The following is a 17,869-nucleotide window of genomic DNA, read 5'->3' on the forward strand; positions in this document are numbered from 1 at the left end:
TGCCTGCGCGAGCAGGCGGCCGGCGTCACGGCCGCGCTTGCGGCGGACCTGAAGCTCGCGGCACCGGCCTTGCCGTGGCACACGCAGCGCGACCGCATCGCGGAAGCCGCGTCCTGTTTCGGGATGCTGACGGGTACGCTCGGCAAGATCGCGCGCGACGTGTCGCTGCAGATGCAGACCGAAGTCGGCGAGCTCGGCGAGCCGGCCGCCGCCGGCAAGGGCGGCTCGTCGACGATGCCGCACAAGCGCAACCCGGTCGGATGCGCGGCGGTGCTTACCGCCGCCGTGCGCGCGCCGAACCTCGTCGCGACGGTGTTCGCGGGGATGGTGCAGGAACACGAACGGGCACTCGGCGGCTGGCAGGCCGAATGGGATGCCTTGCCCGATCTCGCGCGCCTGACCGGCGGCGCACTTGCGCAGATCGCGCAGATCGTCGCAGGCCTCGACGTGAACACCGAACGCCTCGCCGCGAACCTCGACCTCACGCGCGGGCTGATTCTCGGCGAAGCGGTGATGCTCGCGCTCGGCGACAAGATCGGCCGGCTCGACGCGCATCACGTCGTCGAACAGGCGTCGAAGGAGGCCGTGCGCACGGGCGCGACGCTGTTCGACGTGCTCGCCGCCGATGCGACCGTGTCGGCCCACCTGTCGCGCGACGCGCTCGCGCGGCTGCTCGATCCCGCTCATTACGTCGGCGAGGCGCAGGCCTACGTCGACGCCGTGCTCGCGCTGCACGCGGGCGCGCAATAACCAGGAGAACAAGATGCCTTTCGCCACTGTCAACGGCGTGAAACTGCATTACCGGATCGACCGTGCCGCGCGCGACGACGCGCCGTGGCTCGTCTTTTCGAACTCGCTCGGCGCCGACCTGCAGATGTGGGCGCCGCAGATCCGTCCGCTCACGCAGCACTTCAACATCCTGCGCTACGACACGCGCGGCCACGGCCATTCCGACGCGCCGGCCGGTTCGTACACGATCGAGCAGCTCGCCGGCGACGTGATCGGCCTGCTCGACCACGTCGGCATCGCGCGCGCGCATTTCTGCGGGATCTCGATGGGCGGGCTGACGGGCGCAGCGCTTGCCGCACGCTTCCCGTCGCGCATCGTTCGCGCGGTGCTGTCGAACACCGCCGCGAAGATCGGCTCGCCGGAAGTGTGGGCGCCGCGTGCGCAGAAGGCGCGTGCCGAAGGGATGGCCGCGCTCGCCGACGCCGTGCTGCCGCGCTGGTTCACGGACGCGTTCGTCGAACGCGAGCCGCGCCTGTTCGATGCGATCCGCGACACTTTCGTGCATACCGACAAGGACGGCTATGCGGCGAACTGCGACGCGCTGAACGCAGCCGACCTGCGCGAAGAGGTGAAAGACATCGCGCTGCCGGTGCTCGTCGTGACCGGCGCGAAGGACATGTCGACGCCGCCCGACCAGGGCCGCTCGCTTGCCGCCGCGATTCCGGGTGCGCAGCACGTCGAATTCGACGCCGCGCATATTTCGAACATCGAGTGCACCGACGGTTTCAACCGCGCGCTGCTCGATTTCCTGACCGCGTGAGGTGCCGGCGATGGATGACCAGGAACGTTATGAAGCAGGGATGAAGGTGCGTCGCGCGGTGCTCGGCGACGCGCACGTCGATCGTTCGCTCGAGAACCGCACCGAGGTGACCGACGAATTCCAGAACCTGATCACGCGCTATGCATGGGGCGAGATCTGGACGCGCGACGGCCTGCCGCGCCATACGCGCAGCCTGCTGACCATCGCGATGATGGTGGCGCTGAACCGCGGCGAGGAACTGGCGCTGCACCTGCGCGCCGCGCGCAACAACGGCGTGACGCGCGACGAGATCAAGGAAGTGCTGCTGCAGACCGCGATCTATTGCGGCGTGCCGGCCGCGAATTCCGCATTCCATCTCGCGGACAAGATCTTCAAGGAGCAGGATGGGGCCGCCTAGGTGCGGCCGGTTAAACACCAGCTGTAATTCGATCCTGAGCGACGCCCGTTGATGGTTGGCGGGCCGTCGCCGATGAATGAACGCGCCGGCAGAGTATCGGCGCGCGGTGCACCGGATGGCCGGTGTGCGCACAAAGGCAAGACGCGGTTCCGAGGCCGCGTCGCTTATATATCAGGAGACTCGCGATGAATCGCGCACCCGTGGTCGATGTCCAGACCTTCATCAACGAGCAGCCGTTCGGCGGCTTTCAATGGCTCGTGTTCCTCATGTGTTTCGTGATCGTGCTGCTCGACGGCTTCGATACGGCCGCGATCGGCTTCATCGCGCCGTCGCTGCTCGGCGAATGGAACCTCACCAAGCCCGATCTCGCGCCGGTGCTGAGCGCCGCGCTGTTCGGTCTCGCGTGCGGCGCGCTCGTGTCGGGCCCGCTGTCCGACAAGCTCGGGCGCCGCTCGCTGTTGCTCGGCTCGGTATTCCTGTTCGGCGTCGCATGCCTGATGTCCGCGTTCTCGACGACCATCGGGCACCTGACGGTCCTGCGTTTCATTACTGGCGTCGGGCTGGGTGCGGCGATGCCGAATGCGGTCACGATGATGGGCGAGTTCTGCCCGGACAAGCGCCGCGCGACCGTGATCAACCTGATGTTCTGCGGCTTCCCGCTCGGCGCCGCATTCGGCGGTTTCCTGGCCGCATGGATGATTCCGCATTTCGGCTGGCGCAGCGTGCTGATCCTCGGCGGCGTGACGCCGCTGCTGCTCGGCGTGCTGTTGCTGCTGAAGATGCCGGAATCGGTGCGCTTCATGGTCGCCAACGGCCACGCCGTCGACAAGATCCGCGCGACGCTCGCGCGCATCTCGCGCGATGCGCTGAACGCCGGCTCGTTCGCGATGACCGAAGCCGCGCCGCAGACCGGCAGCAAAGGCCTCGGCGTCGTGCTGTCGCGCTCGTACCTCGTCGGCTCGGTGATGCTGTGGCTCGCGTACTTCATGGGGCTCGTGATCTTCTACGCGTCGATCAACTGGATGCCGATCCTGCTGAAGGATGCCGGCCTGACGCCGAAGAGCGCGACGCTGATCTCCGCGCTGTTCCCGCTCGGCGGCGTGGGCGCGGTGCTGTGCGGCGTGCTGATGGACCGCTTCAACGCGAACCGCGTGATCGCCGTGTGCTACGCGCTGACCGCGGTGAGCGTCTATGCGATCGGGCAGGCGGCCGGTAACGTCGGGCTGCTCGTGCTGATCGTGTTCGTGGCCGGCGTGCTGATGAACACCGCGCAATCGTCGATGCCGGCGCTCGCCGCTGCGTTCTATCCGACCGAGGGGCGCGGCACGGGTGTCGCGTGGATGCTCGGCGTCGGCCGCTTCGGCGGGATTGCGGGATCGTTCCTCGTCGCCGAGCTGACGCGCCGGCATTTCTCGTTCGCGGGCGTGTTCGCGACGATCGCCGTCGCGGGCGTGTTCGCGTGTGTCGCGCTGCTGATCAAGCAGATGGCGCGGCCGCATGGCGTGACCCAGCCGGCAGGCAAGATCGAATCGCTCGGGCATTGAGCGAAGCGCGGGCCGGTGCGATGCGCCGGCCCGTCGCTACGGCGGCCGTCGGGCCGCCGGCTATTCTTCCGCGTCGTGTTGCTTCACGAAGTTGCGCAGATATGCGCGCAGCGCGGCCTCCCGGCTGCGATGATCGGCGAGGTTCGCGGCGCCCATGTCTTCCTCTTCGCCGAACATCGTCGGCGGCGCGCAGTAGATGCCGATCTCGATGTCTTCGCGCAGCACGCGAATCTCGTGCGTGAGCGGGTGATACTCGGCGATCCAGTGCATCCCCTCGATGTGTTCGCCCGCCCTCAGCAGTGGCTTCATCGACACTCTCCCGGCAGCAGCGGCGCAACCGGCCAAACGGTTGCGCGCGCCCGTACCAAAAGGGTACGCCTGCATCGGGCGAATCTCAACGGGCGCGCGGTGAGCGCTCACTACGCCAGCAGGTGCGCGACCAGCGGATACAGCGACAGGATCAGCAGCACGGCCATCGTCACGTTGAAGAGGCGCAGCGCGCGGGGATTCGACAGGAAGCGGCGCAGGCCGAGCCCGAATGCGGCCCACAGGCTGATGCACGGGAAGCCGATCAGGATGAACACGACGGCCATCCACGCGGCGTTCATCCCGTAGTCGGCGGACAGGCGGATCGTCGTCGCGGCGGTCAGCACCATCATCCATGCCTTCGGATTGATCCACTGGAACGCGGCGGCTTCGATGAACGTCATCGGCCGCGGCTTGCCGCCGTTTGCCTTCACTTCGCCCGACGTGCCGATGCGCCACGCGAGGTACAGCAGGTACGCGACGCTCGCGGCTTCGAGGATCGTGTAGAGCAGCGGAACGCGCTTGAACACCTCGCCGAGCCCGAAGCCGACGCAGAGCATCAGGATCGCGACGCCGATGCTGATGCCGAACAGGTGCGGCATCGTGCGGCGGAATCCGAAATTGACGCCGGACGCGAGCAGCATCGTGTTGTTCGGGCCGGGCGTGATCGTCGTGACGAGCGCGAACAGCATGCCGGCGGGCAGCGCGCTCAGGGTGAGGAATTCCATCGCGGATTCTCCATTCGGTTCTTGACTGGGATGGAGGTCAGTTTAGCGACGGTTTTCTGTACAGTACCTGTACAGTTGGTTTGACGATTGCCGGTACGGGGATGAAGGGCAGGTGACGGACCTAGCAACACGTGTTGTCTCTCAGAAAAGATGTCCGCAGTCTCAATAAGTTGTCTTTGAATATTTGAGGTAAAGACAGAGATATTTTGCACTATATTTACATAACTTCTGTTTTTGTGAAATTACTATCAATAAATGTGAATACATTTGGAGTTTCACACCTTCGCACTGTCCGCCGCCATGAGCAAAACCGCGACTTGTGGCTGTTCGCAAAGCGGTAGTGGCCGCCTTTTTGTCGGCTCATCATCCGGGGGGCGATCGAATGATCGAGGTTGTGATGTAAGTGCTCGCGCACTTATCCGAGGTCGAAAAATTGATGCGACGCTGCAACGCCGGCCGAGTGCTTGTGCGACTGCGTTGGTGCTGCGTCCGGTCCAGCGTCTGTCGGACGGACGCATAGGCCACTTGACACCATCGTCAATTCCGACGATGCTCCTTGCATGACATATCCCGGTGGCAAAGGCCAACTATTTCGTCGCTTGATCAATCTCATCCCGGAGCACGAGACGTACATCGAGGCGTATCTGGGCATGGGAGCGGTGCTACGGAACAAGCTTCCCGCGTCCGTGAGCATTGGCATCGAGTCGGACCCGGAGGTGCTGGCCCGGTGGCGTGGCGACGAAGTTCCGAACTTGCGCCTTGTTCAACGTGACGCATTGGAATTTTTGAGGTCCTTCGAGTTTAAAGGAGCTGAGTTCATCTATCTGGACCCGCCGTATCTACCTACTACGCGCCGTCGCTCGGCAATCTATCGTCATGAGTACACGTCGTTGGATCACGAAGCTTTGCTTGATGTCCTAGTCAACGTTCCGTGCCCTGTAATGATCTCGGGGTATGGCAGCGATCTTTACAGCGAGCGTCTTCGTGATTGGCGGGAACTCTCGTTTAGCGTGGGGAGTCACGGCTGCGCTCGAGAGGAGCGTGTTTGGCTCAATTACGATCCGCCAACCGTTCCGGCCGATCTGCAATGGGTGGGCGAATCGTACCGTGACCGACAACGTATTCGGCGTAAGCAGGAGCGGCTGCGCGCAAAAATAGTCGGTCTACCGGATGTCGAGCGTGCGCTGCTACTGAACTGGATGAGAGACACATTTTCAGATCAGATTAACGTACGCGTTGAGCCATTCGCGTCATCATAGGGAGAGGCGATTCTGTGCGCTATTTCGGCTCGAAATCCTCGACGCTCGAGGCAGTGGTCGGCCTAGCCCTCGATGGGATGCGAATCCAGACGGCGGCCGATGCTTTCGGGGGGCTCGGAACTATTGGTGCTGCACTGCGGCAGCGCGATGTTCGCGTCACCACTTGCGACATTCTGTCCATGCCGCATGCCTTTCAACATACCCGGGTGGTTTGCTCGAGTGTGCCAAGATATTTACATGTCCGTCGCAATTTGAATCTGGACTCGCGGGAAGCGGTACTTGACCATTTGGTTCAACAGCGCAACCCACGGTCATGGATCGTGAACGAGTTTGCCAGACAGAGAATGTTTTTCACCGTCGAAAATGCGATTCGCATTGCGGGCGTTTGGGACGAGATGTGCCGATGGAATGAGAGCGGGTGGCTGTCGACCTCGGAGCGTGCGCACTTAGTCTCGTCATTTGTTGACGCGATGGACGCGTGCGCCAACACGGCCGGCACCTACTATGCCCACCTTAAACACTGGGATCGCAAGGCTTTGCGTCCCTTCAGCCTATCATTCCTGCCGGTATCTTCGGGCTTCCCCTCTGGACAAGCTCTTCGCGGCGACGCGTTGGAAACCTTGCGAGGCCGCAACTTCGATCTGCTCTACCTCGATCCTCCGTACAACGACCGGGACTATGCCCGTTACTATCATCTGCCGGAATCTTTGGCCCAGTTGAGCCGGCCCCGAACTAATCCGGACAGCCTTGCAGGGCTTCCCAAAACAATTGGTGTGGAGAGTACTCAGTTCCGACAGGCAATGAGACTCGATTACCTTCAGAAATTGCTGAGCGAAGTTGGCTGGAAGCGCGTTGTCGTGCAGTATTGCGATGACGCTTTTATTCCTTTGCCTGATCTCAGGGACTGTCTTAGTGCGCGGGGTACTATGACAGAATACGAGGTCAACGCATTGGGCTACACCACAACAAGCCGGAAACGGCGTTCTAGGCATCATGTGTTCATCGTCGATCGGCCGACCGGCTCCCCTCCCAAACGCCCTGTCTGATGTTCAGGACCTAAAGCCCTTTGCTCAGGTCGAACTCGTCGTGCTCGACCTGGACGGCACCCTGCTGACAAATTCCGATGACTTGCCGACCAAAACTGAGTGGAGTAAGCGATCTCACTTGGTGAATCGGCTCAAATCCCGCGGCGTACCGCTGACGCTTGCTACTGGCCGCGCGCTTGCAGGAGCTCGGGCTGCGATCGAAGCAGTATCTCGACATAAAGACATTCCGGTCATTCTCTACAACGGTAGCGTCGTCATGACGGCCGCTGGTGTACTGTTGGCGCAACGAGTTCTTGGTCCTGAGTCGATTAGCGCGCTGGCGAGTGCGGTATCAAGCGTCGGGGGGAGTGCCCTACTGTATTGGTTGCATGCGGATCTCGCCGGGCGGTTGGATGGTGAATGGGCAACATTCGTTGGCCAAGATATACCCCCCGAGCGGGAATTCAATGGACTCCCGGTATCTCCGATGGAGTCAGTTCCTTCGGACGCCAATTGCGTTGCGGCATTGCTTTGGTCCGAGGACACTGCCGTACGAACGCAACTCGCGGCCGCACTCGAGCACATTCGGGGCATTGCACCGACGGTGAGTGGATCGCGCTATATTGAGGTTCGGCCGTTCGGGTCGAGCAAGGCGGTAGGACTGGAGTCCCTGTTGAGCTATTTGCGGATTCCACCAAATCAGGTCATGGCGATAGGCGATAACGATAACGACGTCGAGCTGCTTCAGGCTGTGGGGGTGAGCGTCTGTGTTGCGAATGCATCTGCTCAAGCGCAATCGTCGAGTCGCTTTCAAACAACATATCCGTCTACGAGCGGAGTGATCGAAGCACTTCAATTGGTCGCTCAGGCTCGCAGATTACTAACGGGGAAAATGACGCGACATGGAAATGACCACCAGTGAAGCGAAGGACGCGCTGGAAAAACTGATCGAGGAGACCAATTGGCAGTTTCTTTCGCCTCAGGAGGTGACGCGTCGTCTCGACGTGATTGCAAAATCATTGTTCGCCGGTCGCCTTAGGGTACAAATCGAACAGTTCGACCAGAAATATCTTTGGGGCGCAATTGAAGGCAGTGTGCCTCCCCACGTACTGCAAAAAGGTGATTTAAGTGCCGATGTGCAGTTTATCGTATTCGCCGATCACTTTCCTCAGACAGCAGAGGAGCAAGAGATTCTTCCACGGCTGAAGGTCTTGGCAAAAGCACTGTGGGGCGAAGATATGCGGCCTGCCGGTGGCTTGGCTTGGAAACGGGAGTCTGTACGCGTTCGCTTGCCGAAGTCAGTGGAGCGTTTACGAGAATTGTCTCCCGACAAAGGGTCTATCGCGATTCTGTTTGCCGATCTGGATAAGTTCAAAAACCTGAACGACCAAGCCGGCCATGAAAAAGGAGACGAGGCAATTCGCATGGTTAATCGTGAATTGCACGATCTATGCCTGCATCACGGAGGGCTACCTTTTCACCCGAGCGGTGATGAATATTATCTGATTTTGCCTGACGTGGGCCTGCTTCCCATGATGGAGGCGCTCTATGATCTGCGCCAACGAATTCAGCAGTACACATTTCACGGAGATGATGGTCGTCCTCACCATATCGACTTGACTCTTGGGCTGCAGTTTCTGCACAACGAGGTGACATTCGAACATATCCGACAAGCAATTGTCGAGGCAGAAGAAGCGACAAAATCGCCGGTGGTCGATGGTGAAAGCAATGCATCGAGCATGGAATCGAACAGCGAGAATCGCGACAAAGATAAGCGTCGTGGACGGCTGTCCATCGCGAGTGTCGTAGGCGTTCAGGGAGAATGCACAACTGCACATAATTTTGCACGCTTTGGCACTGTTTTGGTTCGACGACGTGCATGCCTGTCCAGTCCCACATTCCCTGATCCGAGATTGGGCATGGTGGAACTAGTAGCGCAGAATCACAAGATGGATGGCGAGGCGACTCTGGGCGACGCAGTAGAGCATCTGCGGAAGTGGCTCGACATTGAGACGACCGAGATGTGCTCGATGGGCAGCTTGCTACAGGAGCAACCCGTGCAAGCGGTTCCGCAAATTGCATTGGCGCTTGCAGTTGCAAGCGGAATCCTGCGTGCTCAATATTTGACCGATCAGACGCTCCCCAACGATCTGCGCATCGCGTTTACGTCCGATGGCTCCCGTGCACAAGTATTGATTGACGGCAATGTGAAGTGGGGCGACAGCCTCGATGATTGTGAAGGAGTCGAAAACGCGGAAATCTTGACCCCTGAACGAGTGCGAGGGTCAATTCCCCTGATCGGGTTGCAGGTAGGCCTATCAGATCGGCCTACCTTTGCGGGGGGAGACGAACTGCCACGAGACTTATTTTCTCATGTGGTTGTAATCGACGACCGCCCGAATTCAGGCGGTGGCTTGCCGGATTTCTGGCAGGTAGCGGTGGCACAGGTATGCCAGTCCGCCGCACGTGGTGATGGTCGCTTGTATGTTTTTGGATGGGGGCGTGCGTGCGATAACAGCGAAACAGTTCGTCGCCTGAAGCAGGAAGTCGACTGGTCTATCGATGAGATCGCTTCACTCGCTGATATCGCCTCTGACTCGGTTCGAGATCTGAGACCAGTGTTGCAGCAGAATATCAAAATCGTGAAGACCCCGGAGGAACTGGTCGAGTCACTCTACGAGAACGCTCCTGTGGAAATCATAGGGGAGCCTTATCAAGCAGAGGAATCTAATCCGACTTTGGACGTTTTGGCGCGCAAGATGCTGGAGTCGCAATCGCTTGAACCGATCGATGGGGTTCGCTGCCGCACTGCGGCACAGGCGTATCCGGTGATCATAGACGTGCTTCGCCGAGCAGCGATTCGGCAATCGGCGGATGATGCATTTCAGACACTGAAGGAACTGATCGCGTTCAAGCTCGTGCTCGAGGCTCCTCAGCAAGACCCGATACCCGCATATCTTCGAGCGCAAGATAAGGATCTGGAGCGTTACGCATCCCAGGTATTGATCGGGCCGGAGAGTCGTATTGGGAAAATCTTGGAGGAAGGTGGGCAGGTAAAGGCGTTTAGACGAGAACTTGAATCCTGCTACAGAACAGGTGCTCAGCATCGTTCCACGCGTCGTGCATTGCTGGTTGTGCCACATGTACCCAGGGCAGATGGCTCTCCTTCGCCAGAAGGCCTTGTTTCAGTATGGGCCTCGCCTAGAGTCGGTGATGACGATGGCGAGAACATCGTGGACTGGGTGTTTGTATGGCGCACTGTGGAAGCCTTCATTGGCTTGCCCTACAGCTTATACGGCTCGATTCAGCTCGCCCAATCGCTATTGGCGGAGGGTGTGCCTACGGGGGCATCCACGCAAACGCAACTTCGAATGGGGCAGCTCACATATGTCGCCTTGAGTCTGCACATGCGGGTCGATGGTGTTCATCGTCGCATTGCGAAACGAATTGTGGATTTGTCCAGTGACTAATGCCGATCGCTTAATTCTTCCCGCCGATGATGCGTTGATTGGTAGGTTGCTGCGTGAGCCGAATGTCACGGTGACGTATCGCTCGTCAAACTTGGCTGTTTTGGTCTCTACCTGTTCGGCGCCTAGTACCGTGTGGCGTAATGGATCCTCTGGATGGACTCGCGTTTTTGAGCATACTTACATGGCACCGGTGTCGGATGATATCGCGCGCGGTCATTTGGTTGCAGAGTTCTTCAATTGGCTAGGAGATCGCTACGAACTTGAGATCGATCCGACGAGAAACATAGCATGTTACGAGTTCTTGTTTAGTCATGCACAGGAGATTAGGAGTCACTCATCTTGCGCAACGGTACTTGATATCGGATGCGGGCCAGGGACGATCTTGGGAACAACTTTGCCAGCGAAGGTGCCGATGATTAGAGGTTTTGATATCGGTGATGAAGTTCGGCTGGCGGCGCACAACGCGGGTCTTCCTATCTTGACTGAAGACGAGTTCCATTCCGGAAGACAGGATACCCACGTTGCATTGAGTGCATATGTGATGCATTACGCATGCGACATGCATCAGACGCTAACATCCGTTGCGCGCCATTTGGCACCAGGGGGCGTTTGGGTCATGAATTTTCATAAGGGAATGAACTCCTCTCTATTCATGGCATGGCTCCCTGGCGCAGGGTTACGCTTGGCAAGTGATCCGCATGACTCTCCCTTTGGTCTCATCGTAGCGGTGGCAACTTGATAAAGACAACTGATGACGTGCCGCTGCTTCGATTGTTTGACGAGTCGGATCCGACGCATACACCGTGGAGACGGATTGGATTGCTTCCGGCGATCACGGGACCCGACGACCAAGCGTGGGTGTCACAAAGCCAATTCGATCGGCTCCGCGCCCTCACATCCTCCTCCTTCGATTGGGGAACTGAACCGCAACTCACTGATGATCTTTTTGCTCCGGCGATCATTACGCCTCTCGGTTCAAACACGTGTGTGACCGCCGGAGCTACTGCAGTTCGGTCATCGGCGGAAGAGCTGTGGATGCAGCTTTTGCCGCTGTGGGTGGCGGGGGGAGCCACGGACAATATCTGTAAGCAAGCGCCCTCATGGCAAGAACTAGATTTGCGCGAATATCGGGCATACACGCTCGATGTGTCGCTCATAGATCGAGCGGCCCGAAGCAGGGCGCGGCACCGACAACTGGCTGCAAGTCGTAGCGGGCTATTTGCTCGATCTGCGAATTACATGGGCTCGAAGGCTGCATTGGCTGGGCAACTTCTGGACATAGTGAATGCCTTGGAATCGGACGGAACCACGTTGATGGACTTAATGTGTGGTTCCGGTGCCATGGCGGGCGCTTTTTCACGCCACTACCCTACCATCGCGTCAGATGCACAGATTTTTTGTAGATACCTCGGACTCGTCCAAGGCGGGGGGATGACGCTTGCGCACGGGAATGTGATTGCGGAGGAGGTGATACGAGGTGCGAGATCCCGTTATGAATCGCTTTCCGACGAGCATCGCAAGCGAATCGATGAAGAGGATCGCTTATTAAATTCAGAGCTATCACAAACTGTACAGGAATCGGTTGCAGATAGTCTTCGGCGTCGTGCGTTGGCTTGGGAGCTGGAGTGCCTCGGCGGTATCGAGGCCGTAACAGATGCATGGCGCCATGGTCACCTCTTGTCGCATCTTTACTCCGGTCTTTACTTCGGCGAGCGCCAAGGGATAGAGCTGGATTGCCTGCGCCAGGCAATTGACGATTTGCCGGAGGAGCGCGATCGGAGGTGGGCGCTTGGCGCGCTGGTATGCGCGGCGAGCGCCTGTGCGTATACGTACGGGGGACACTTCGCACAACCTAAACTTGATATAGCTTCAGACGGTAAGCGGCGCGGTGACTTGTCAGACGCGCTAAAGCAACGCTCATTGTCGGTATCACATGAATTCTTCGTCCGTCTAACGAGATTGGCGGAGGAGAGTGAGCATGTCAAGTATCCAGTCGAGGTGATGCCTGGACCCTGGGAGGCCGCGCTGGGACAGCTGACACAGCATGTAAGTCGACGCCCAGTGTGCGTGTACGTCGATCCGCCCTACACTCGCGACGAGTACAGTCGTTACTACCATGTGCTGGAAGCCATCGTGCGATACCAGCCGCATTCGGTATCTGGAAAAGGGCGATTACCTCAGCGCGGTAGTCCTGCTCGATTTGCTTCATCGCTTAGTGGGCGACGTCCCGAATTGATCGAGCGAGAGATCGCTAAGGTCTTGCACGCTTGTCTTGCAAACGGGTGGTCTTGTCTGTGGAGTTATTCAAATTCCGGCACAGCGTCCATTCAGGGAACTCTAAAGCATCTGAGCGATGTTGCACATAGAATAGAAATTTTTCAGATGAATCACGTGTATAAGGCGCAAGGAAAGCGTAACGCCAAGCAGGTGATGGAATATGCAATTTACCTGCAACCTCGTCAGTAACTGCTTCCGATCTTGCTAGTATGGGTCAGCTAAATTAACACGGTAAAAGGCGACGTCATCATTGAAGGTGTGATCGCAAAAAAATCAAGCGCAAGGAGGAGGAAAATGCCCATCGTTTTCGTGCACGGTGTCAATAACCGGATCGAGGATTTGGACTATGCGGAGGGGGTGGCTTGCAAAACGGAGTTTCTGAAAACGCTACTCGCGCCCGGACTCGGTCTCGATGTCGCGAAGGTCTCTGTTTTCTTTCCCTACTGGGGCGGCGAAGGGGTGAAATTCCGTTGGAACCAGGCCTCCGTGCCGTCAGGATCGGATGATGTCGAGGCGCTTGCGCTTGGTGGTGCCGGCGGCGTTGTTGCCAATTCCGAGATTTGGCTTGGCGAAGCGCGATTCCAGTACGGGCGCGACGGCGTAAACCTTGGGCGACTCAGCAAGACCAAGGGTTTCGCGACAGCCGTGGACCTCGTCTGGGATACGGCATCCGCGATACAGCAGTCTAGTCAGGGCTATCGCGAGGTACTCGACGGCTATGTGGCTTCCGTGGCCTATGCGGAGAAGCATCCCGTTCCAGCCTGGGCTTTTCAGGAGCCGTCATTGTCCAACCAAGCATTCGTTGAGCGGCTGATGACGGAGATCGAACCCTTCCGCGTAGCTCATGCGGGGGGAAAGGTCCCGGAGACACTGGGCTTGGGCAATTGGCTTCAGTCCTTGCGCGAGGCGGTTAGCCGTTTGGCCAGCGCGCCTAGCGACGTCTTGTCAGCAGCAGTTGTTGGTACGGGGCGTAAGTGGGCGCATGCCAAAGCATCGCGCTTCCTCGGTGACGTCTTTGTTTACCTGGACAAGCGTGGCACCCCGGAGAAGCCGGGCAAGATCCTTGAGGACGTGCTGGCTAATCTGCGCGCGGCCGAGGCAGCCAGACAGGACGGCGACGATCGACTCATCGTTATCGGGCACAGCCTGGGCGGCGTCATTATGTACGACCTGCTCACCTACTTCGCACCTGATGTCAAAGTAGACCAGTTCGTTACCGTGGGGTCACAAGTGGCCTTGTTTGCGGAGATGGATCTTTATGGCGCGAAACTACTAAAGCCGTCGATCAACCCCGACAAGGACCGACTGGAGCGACCGGCGAGCGCTGCGCGCTGGTTGAATGTATACGACACGAACGATGTGTTTTCATTCTGCGCGGAGAAAGTCTTCAACGGCGTGGTCGATTACCGCTTCGACACAGGCTACGGGCTCCTGGAGGCTCATGGCGGCTATTTCGCGCGGCCGAGTTTCTACAAGCGGCTGGCGTCCCGATTGAACGAGGGCGCATGATGGGACTGGTCTTCGAATCGGATGCAGTGCGGCAAAACCCGACGATCACTGCGACTCACGTGCTGTTGGTTGGCTGTGGCGAATACCCGAGCTTGGCCGCAGCGGGATACGGTGGCTTGAAGTCGCTCCGTTCGCCGCGGCTGTCCGCGGTGGCCATGGCGGATTGGTTTCTGAGCGGCGCCGACGCGATGCCGGCTGGACAACAACTGCCGCCTGACCTAGCGTTCCACAACCCTGATGCGCCGCTAGGTTCGCTGGTGATGTTGACTTCACCTGCCGATCCTTACGAGGCGCCATCTGGCACCGTCTCACCGACCACGCGGCCAACCTTGGCCAATATCAAGGCTGCCTACATACAATGGCTCAGTAGGCTTGGTGCTAATCCCAACAGTCGCGGAGTGTTTCATTTCTGTGGACATGGCGTAAGCGACGGCGTTAGCCAATTCTTGGTGGCTGACGATTTCGGCGAAGATCCGGATGATCTCTGGCAGGGGGTCTTCCATGTGTCCAACACTTGCCAAGCTTCGATCCGCAAGACATCAGCTAGCCTGACTTTCTTGATCGACGCCTGTATGGAACTCAGCGAGGAACTGATCAACCAGATCGACGGCCCAAGAGCGCTAATCAGCGGTAGACGGAATGGTGCACCGCAGACCACTGAATGGGCTGTTCTGCGCGCGACCACCACAAGCCGGCTTGCCTATGCGCCACCGGACGGTGTGGCTCGGTTCACAGCGGCGCTGTTGCAGGCGTTACAGGGGCATTGCGGAAGCCAAGATACCGCTGGGCCAGGCTATGGTGTTGGTGTATCCGACCTGCGCGATGCCGCAGCGGCGCTGCTGACGCTCTCACAGCAGGCGGAGAGGGGTGAACGGCAGAAATTGGGCCAGACAGAAGGCGAAGGTAACTGGAATGTGCCGATGCACGTCCAGACTCGGCGACCTTCCGTGGTGGTGGAGTTGGATATCGAACCAGAAGGTTATCGGCCCGTGGCACGTGCGTTCATGGAGGATGCTGCGAAGCTGAGAGACGTCAAGACGCTCGCGGCTGGCCCTGCCCGTTTTATCAAGGAGCAGGGTGAATGGACGTACGGTACCAATGCCATGAACAATGAGTACGGCGAGCAGGTAATCACTCGACGATTTCTTACGAAAGCGGTCTTTACCTCCCGCTTCGTCATACCTTGAAGGAGGACGGCCATGGTGCAATTGACCGTGTCTGTATCAGGTTGGCCGAGAGAAAGGCGGCTTTTGACTCTGCCGGTCGACGTCTATGCCCCCGATGGGACGGTGCTCGCCAGCGGGGTTGCCTCGGCGGGGCGGCCGACGCAGTTTGAGCTTTCGCCGCGAGCAGAGGGTCTAGATCGGGTGCATGTGCTGGGCAGGCTGCCCAACGGGGAGACTCTGCAGCAGACGGCTGAATTGCACGGCAGTCGGGGTAGTGCCACGCTGGATCTCGGAAACGACAGCCCGCACGAGTGGCTGCAATGGGTGGCGCCGTTCCGCTCACTGCACCATCTGCAGACTAGCGCTGTATCGGGGAATATTCCACCGAGGCGTATCGGCAAGGTATGGATGACGCTATGGGCCTTGCGTGATGGCCGATGGGAAGCCCAAGACGCGCGAGCGGTCGATCGGAGGCGTGATAATGGGATGCAGATGATTGTCCTCGACCTCCCGCAGGCACCTCATTTGCTGCAGATCGGTGGTGAGGAGGTGGCTTGGCGCCTGGTGGCGCTACCTCCAGGTGGCCCTGTGCGCGTGGCTTTGACGCGCAGTCCGACGGAGGAGGGTGATACGCTCGAAATCACCATCGGGCGCTCCGAGCCGGACAACGATTTGATCATGTCTTATCTGGCGCGCGGTGCGATTTCAGATGCGAATCGCCTAGCCGAAGCCTGGGACGCGGCAGACCTGTCGCTTTATGCCAAGCGACGAGATCCGGTGGCCGCAGCTGCCGGCGCTTACCTCTTGCTCAAGGACCGGCGTCTGCAGCGCCGTCGACACTGGGTGGATAACCTTGTTGAGTGGGTCCCCTATTTGGCGGACGGCGCCATCGTTTCAGCTGCTCTTGCTCTCCAGCGGGATGATAAGACAGAGGCCGATGTCCGCAAGATGTTGGAGGTTGCACTTGAGCGCGGGCTGCCGATTTTTGCCATGGGCGCGACGGTGTTGGTAGAGACTATGGCAGCTATTCATCGTGGAAAGAAGGAAACGAAACGATTTCACGCTGCCTACTTGGCAGCGCAGGCTTATGCGAGGGCGCGTTGCTCCACGGGGGCGTACTTCGCTTTCTATGGCAAGAGTCCGGCGGAGCCTTCGTGGACACCAATTTACGGATTGGAAGGAGGTGCCGCGACCAATCCGGCGAGCGCTGAACCGCGGGAGGCTGTGGTTTATGCTCGCCCCTGGGATGGCATCCGGGCGGGCAAATTCGGCGGTACACGCGTGGCCCTGCCCCGTGCCCCGGTCAGTGCCTCAGTCGTCGAAGCACTTCGTTTAGGCGGGTCAATGTCAGACGGCCGGCAGTCTGGTCAGATACCCCAAAGGCCTGACCAACGGCCGATAGAGCCTGAGCCGTTGTTTCGACGGACCGTGGATCTAGGTATCCCTGTCGTAGAAACCAGTTTTCTGCAAGAGTTCTCGGCGCCCTCAGAGCGTGGGATTCCGCGCGTAGCTAGTCAGGCACCTTCGCGACGACACGATGACTTGATTGCTGAGACTCCCAAGTCTATGCCAGCCAAACGCGTGCCGCGGCAAACTCCGAAGTACTGGCGCGAGGAGCGCCGCAAGCATGCGACGTCAGTTTTCGACGGCGAGGAGTGAGTTAATACACTGAACCGTTCAAGAACCTATTCTTCTCGCGATGTTCCGTCTGGACCCCTACCCACTCACTTCGGCCCTTCATCGATACGTAGTTAGCGGCCGCGGCCCAGCCAAGAAGCTCGAGTGAATCGAACAAGCCGCCGCTCGAAGATCTGTAAGGGGGCAGGCCATTGACCGAATTAGGCTGGCAAGCGGCCGTCCGCCGCACAATTGCGTGTCTGTTCACAAGGGCGCGATCTCGCCAGCGCAGGCGTGAACTGTCCGACGGCGAGGGGGCGCCCCCGGTACCGGCCCGGCTATAGAGTTTCGCGTCCTGCGCGGATTGCCGCCTCTAGTTCGGGCAGTGATACTCTGCAACCGATGAGAGGCTTCGCAACAGATCGCACGGTTTCGAAGTTCGTCCCAAGCTGTATTGCCAGACGCCCACCTGAACCTATAGTGCTTAGGGCTCTAACCTCACTCACGTGCACAAGAAAGTAAGCGAGTTCGGGAACGTCGTCACGCCCTTCTCCCACTGGCATCTCACCAATCAGGACAAGGAAGTCGTACCTCTTCGGGCGACGCACCGAGCCCAACACGTTGCTCCAGATCCAGCAATAGGTCTTCGCATAGCTCTCCCTGTACTCCGAATAGTCCTCATTCGACTTATCATGCGCACGACTGACCTTTACCTCGATCTTCGCGTTCTCCGGCGTGCGCACATCGAACCTTGAAGCGTAATCCATTAACGCTCCGCGACTGACGTCCGCGACGAGCAGTTCGCCCCTTCGCCCCTGAAAGATCGTGGGCAAGACTCTGCATCGTCGCCCCATCTCCCGATTTAGCTTTCTCTCAGCCGCAATTTGTCGCTTCAACTCCTCAACTTGTGCCCGCAGACGTGTGTTCTGCTCCATAAGTCTAAGAATCGGCTTCGGGAGCGCACGGTGAAGCCGTTTTACGATTCCTTTTGATTTCATATACGCCTCCGATCAATAGGTAGC

The 17,869-nt window shown here is 59.1% G+C and carries 16 protein-coding genes; 13 read left to right on the plus strand and 3 right to left on the minus strand.

Features of this window, described 5'->3' with window-relative positions:
• From G3N64_RS21575 to G3N64_RS21590, 4 genes are all read left to right on the plus strand, one after another.
• Positions 1-750 (plus strand): lyase family protein (locus tag G3N64_RS21575; RefSeq protein WP_241021136.1); only part of this gene is annotated, 750 nt, incomplete at its 5' end.
• A 13-nt stretch (positions 751-763) separates the two neighbouring features.
• Positions 764-1,549 carry a 3-oxoadipate enol-lactonase gene (pcaD, locus tag G3N64_RS21580; RefSeq protein WP_205785734.1) on the plus strand — a complete coding sequence of 262 codons (786 nt, stop codon included), beginning with the start codon at positions 764-766 and terminating at the stop codon, positions 1,547-1,549.
• Positions 1,550-1,559: 10 nt separating this feature from the next.
• A complete protein-coding gene (gene pcaC, locus G3N64_RS21585) occupies positions 1,560-1,946 on the plus strand; it encodes a 4-carboxymuconolactone decarboxylase (protein WP_046548861.1) in 387 nt (128 codons plus the stop codon).
• 185 nt (positions 1,947-2,131) lie between these two features.
• Positions 2,132-3,490 (plus strand): MFS transporter, encoded by a 1,359-nt coding sequence (locus G3N64_RS21590; protein WP_205785735.1) that lies wholly within the window; start codon positions 2,132-2,134, stop codon positions 3,488-3,490.
• Between the two features lie 60 nt (positions 3,491-3,550).
• Here the strand turns inward: G3N64_RS21590 and G3N64_RS21595 are convergent, their stop codons facing one another.
• Positions 3,551-3,799, minus strand: coding sequence for a hypothetical protein (locus tag G3N64_RS21595; protein ID WP_205785736.1), 249 nt, complete (start codon positions 3,797-3,799; stop codon positions 3,551-3,553).
• A gap of 110 nt (positions 3,800-3,909) precedes the next feature.
• Positions 3,910-4,524 (minus strand): LysE family translocator, encoded by a 615-nt coding sequence (locus tag G3N64_RS21600; protein WP_205785737.1) that lies wholly within the window; start codon positions 4,522-4,524, stop codon positions 3,910-3,912.
• 560 nt (positions 4,525-5,084) lie between these two features.
• On the opposite strand from G3N64_RS21600, the gene G3N64_RS21605 reads away from it, so the two are divergent.
• The 9 genes from G3N64_RS21605 to G3N64_RS21645 all read left to right on the plus strand — a co-directional run bounded on the left by G3N64_RS21605 (position 5,085) and on the right by G3N64_RS21645 (position 16,889).
• Entirely contained in the window at positions 5,085-5,783 is a 699-nt protein-coding gene (locus G3N64_RS21605) for a DNA adenine methylase (RefSeq protein WP_205785738.1), read from the plus strand.
• A gap of 14 nt (positions 5,784-5,797) precedes the next feature.
• Positions 5,798-6,829 (plus strand): DNA adenine methylase, encoded by a 1,032-nt coding sequence (locus G3N64_RS21610; RefSeq protein ID WP_047852065.1) that lies wholly within the window; start codon positions 5,798-5,800, stop codon positions 6,827-6,829.
• Between the two features lie 40 nt (positions 6,830-6,869).
• Positions 6,870-7,730, plus strand: a complete 861-nt coding sequence (locus G3N64_RS21615; RefSeq protein WP_160313561.1) for an HAD hydrolase family protein — start codon at positions 6,870-6,872, stop codon at positions 7,728-7,730.
• A complete protein-coding gene (locus G3N64_RS21620; protein ID WP_081421211.1) occupies positions 7,711-10,278 on the plus strand; it encodes a diguanylate cyclase in 2,568 nt (855 codons plus the stop codon). The genes G3N64_RS21615 and G3N64_RS21620 overlap by 20 nt, the downstream gene beginning before the upstream one ends.
• Positions 10,271-11,017 carry a class I SAM-dependent methyltransferase gene (locus G3N64_RS21625; protein WP_205785739.1) on the plus strand — a complete coding sequence of 249 codons (747 nt, stop codon included), beginning with the start codon at positions 10,271-10,273 and terminating at the stop codon, positions 11,015-11,017. Before G3N64_RS21620 ends, G3N64_RS21625 begins: the two co-directional genes overlap by 8 nt.
• Before the next feature lie 80 nt (positions 11,018-11,097).
• Complete coding sequence (locus tag G3N64_RS21630) at positions 11,098-12,744, plus strand: hypothetical protein (protein WP_152034461.1); 1,647 nt, start codon at positions 11,098-11,100, stop codon at positions 12,742-12,744.
• A 105-nt stretch (positions 12,745-12,849) separates the two neighbouring features.
• Positions 12,850-14,064 (plus strand): hypothetical protein, encoded by a 1,215-nt coding sequence (locus G3N64_RS21635; RefSeq protein WP_205785740.1) that lies wholly within the window; start codon positions 12,850-12,852, stop codon positions 14,062-14,064.
• Positions 14,061-15,251 (plus strand): caspase family protein, encoded by a 1,191-nt coding sequence (locus G3N64_RS21640; protein WP_241021137.1) that lies wholly within the window; start codon positions 14,061-14,063, stop codon positions 15,249-15,251. Before G3N64_RS21635 ends, G3N64_RS21640 begins: the two co-directional genes overlap by 4 nt.
• A 12-nt stretch (positions 15,252-15,263) precedes the next feature.
• Entirely contained in the window at positions 15,264-16,889 is a 1,626-nt protein-coding gene (locus G3N64_RS21645) for a hypothetical protein (protein ID WP_205785741.1), read from the plus strand.
• Between the two features lie 296 nt (positions 16,890-17,185).
• Here the strand turns inward: G3N64_RS21645 and G3N64_RS21650 are convergent, their stop codons facing one another.
• Positions 17,186-17,845 (minus strand): hypothetical protein, encoded by a 660-nt coding sequence (locus tag G3N64_RS21650; RefSeq protein WP_205785742.1) that lies wholly within the window; start codon positions 17,843-17,845, stop codon positions 17,186-17,188.
• Between the last annotated feature and the right edge of the window lie 24 nt (positions 17,846-17,869).

Source organism: Burkholderia sp. Ac-20344 (genome assembly GCF_017104975.1).
GTDB lineage: Bacteria > Pseudomonadota > Gammaproteobacteria > Burkholderiales > Burkholderiaceae > Burkholderia.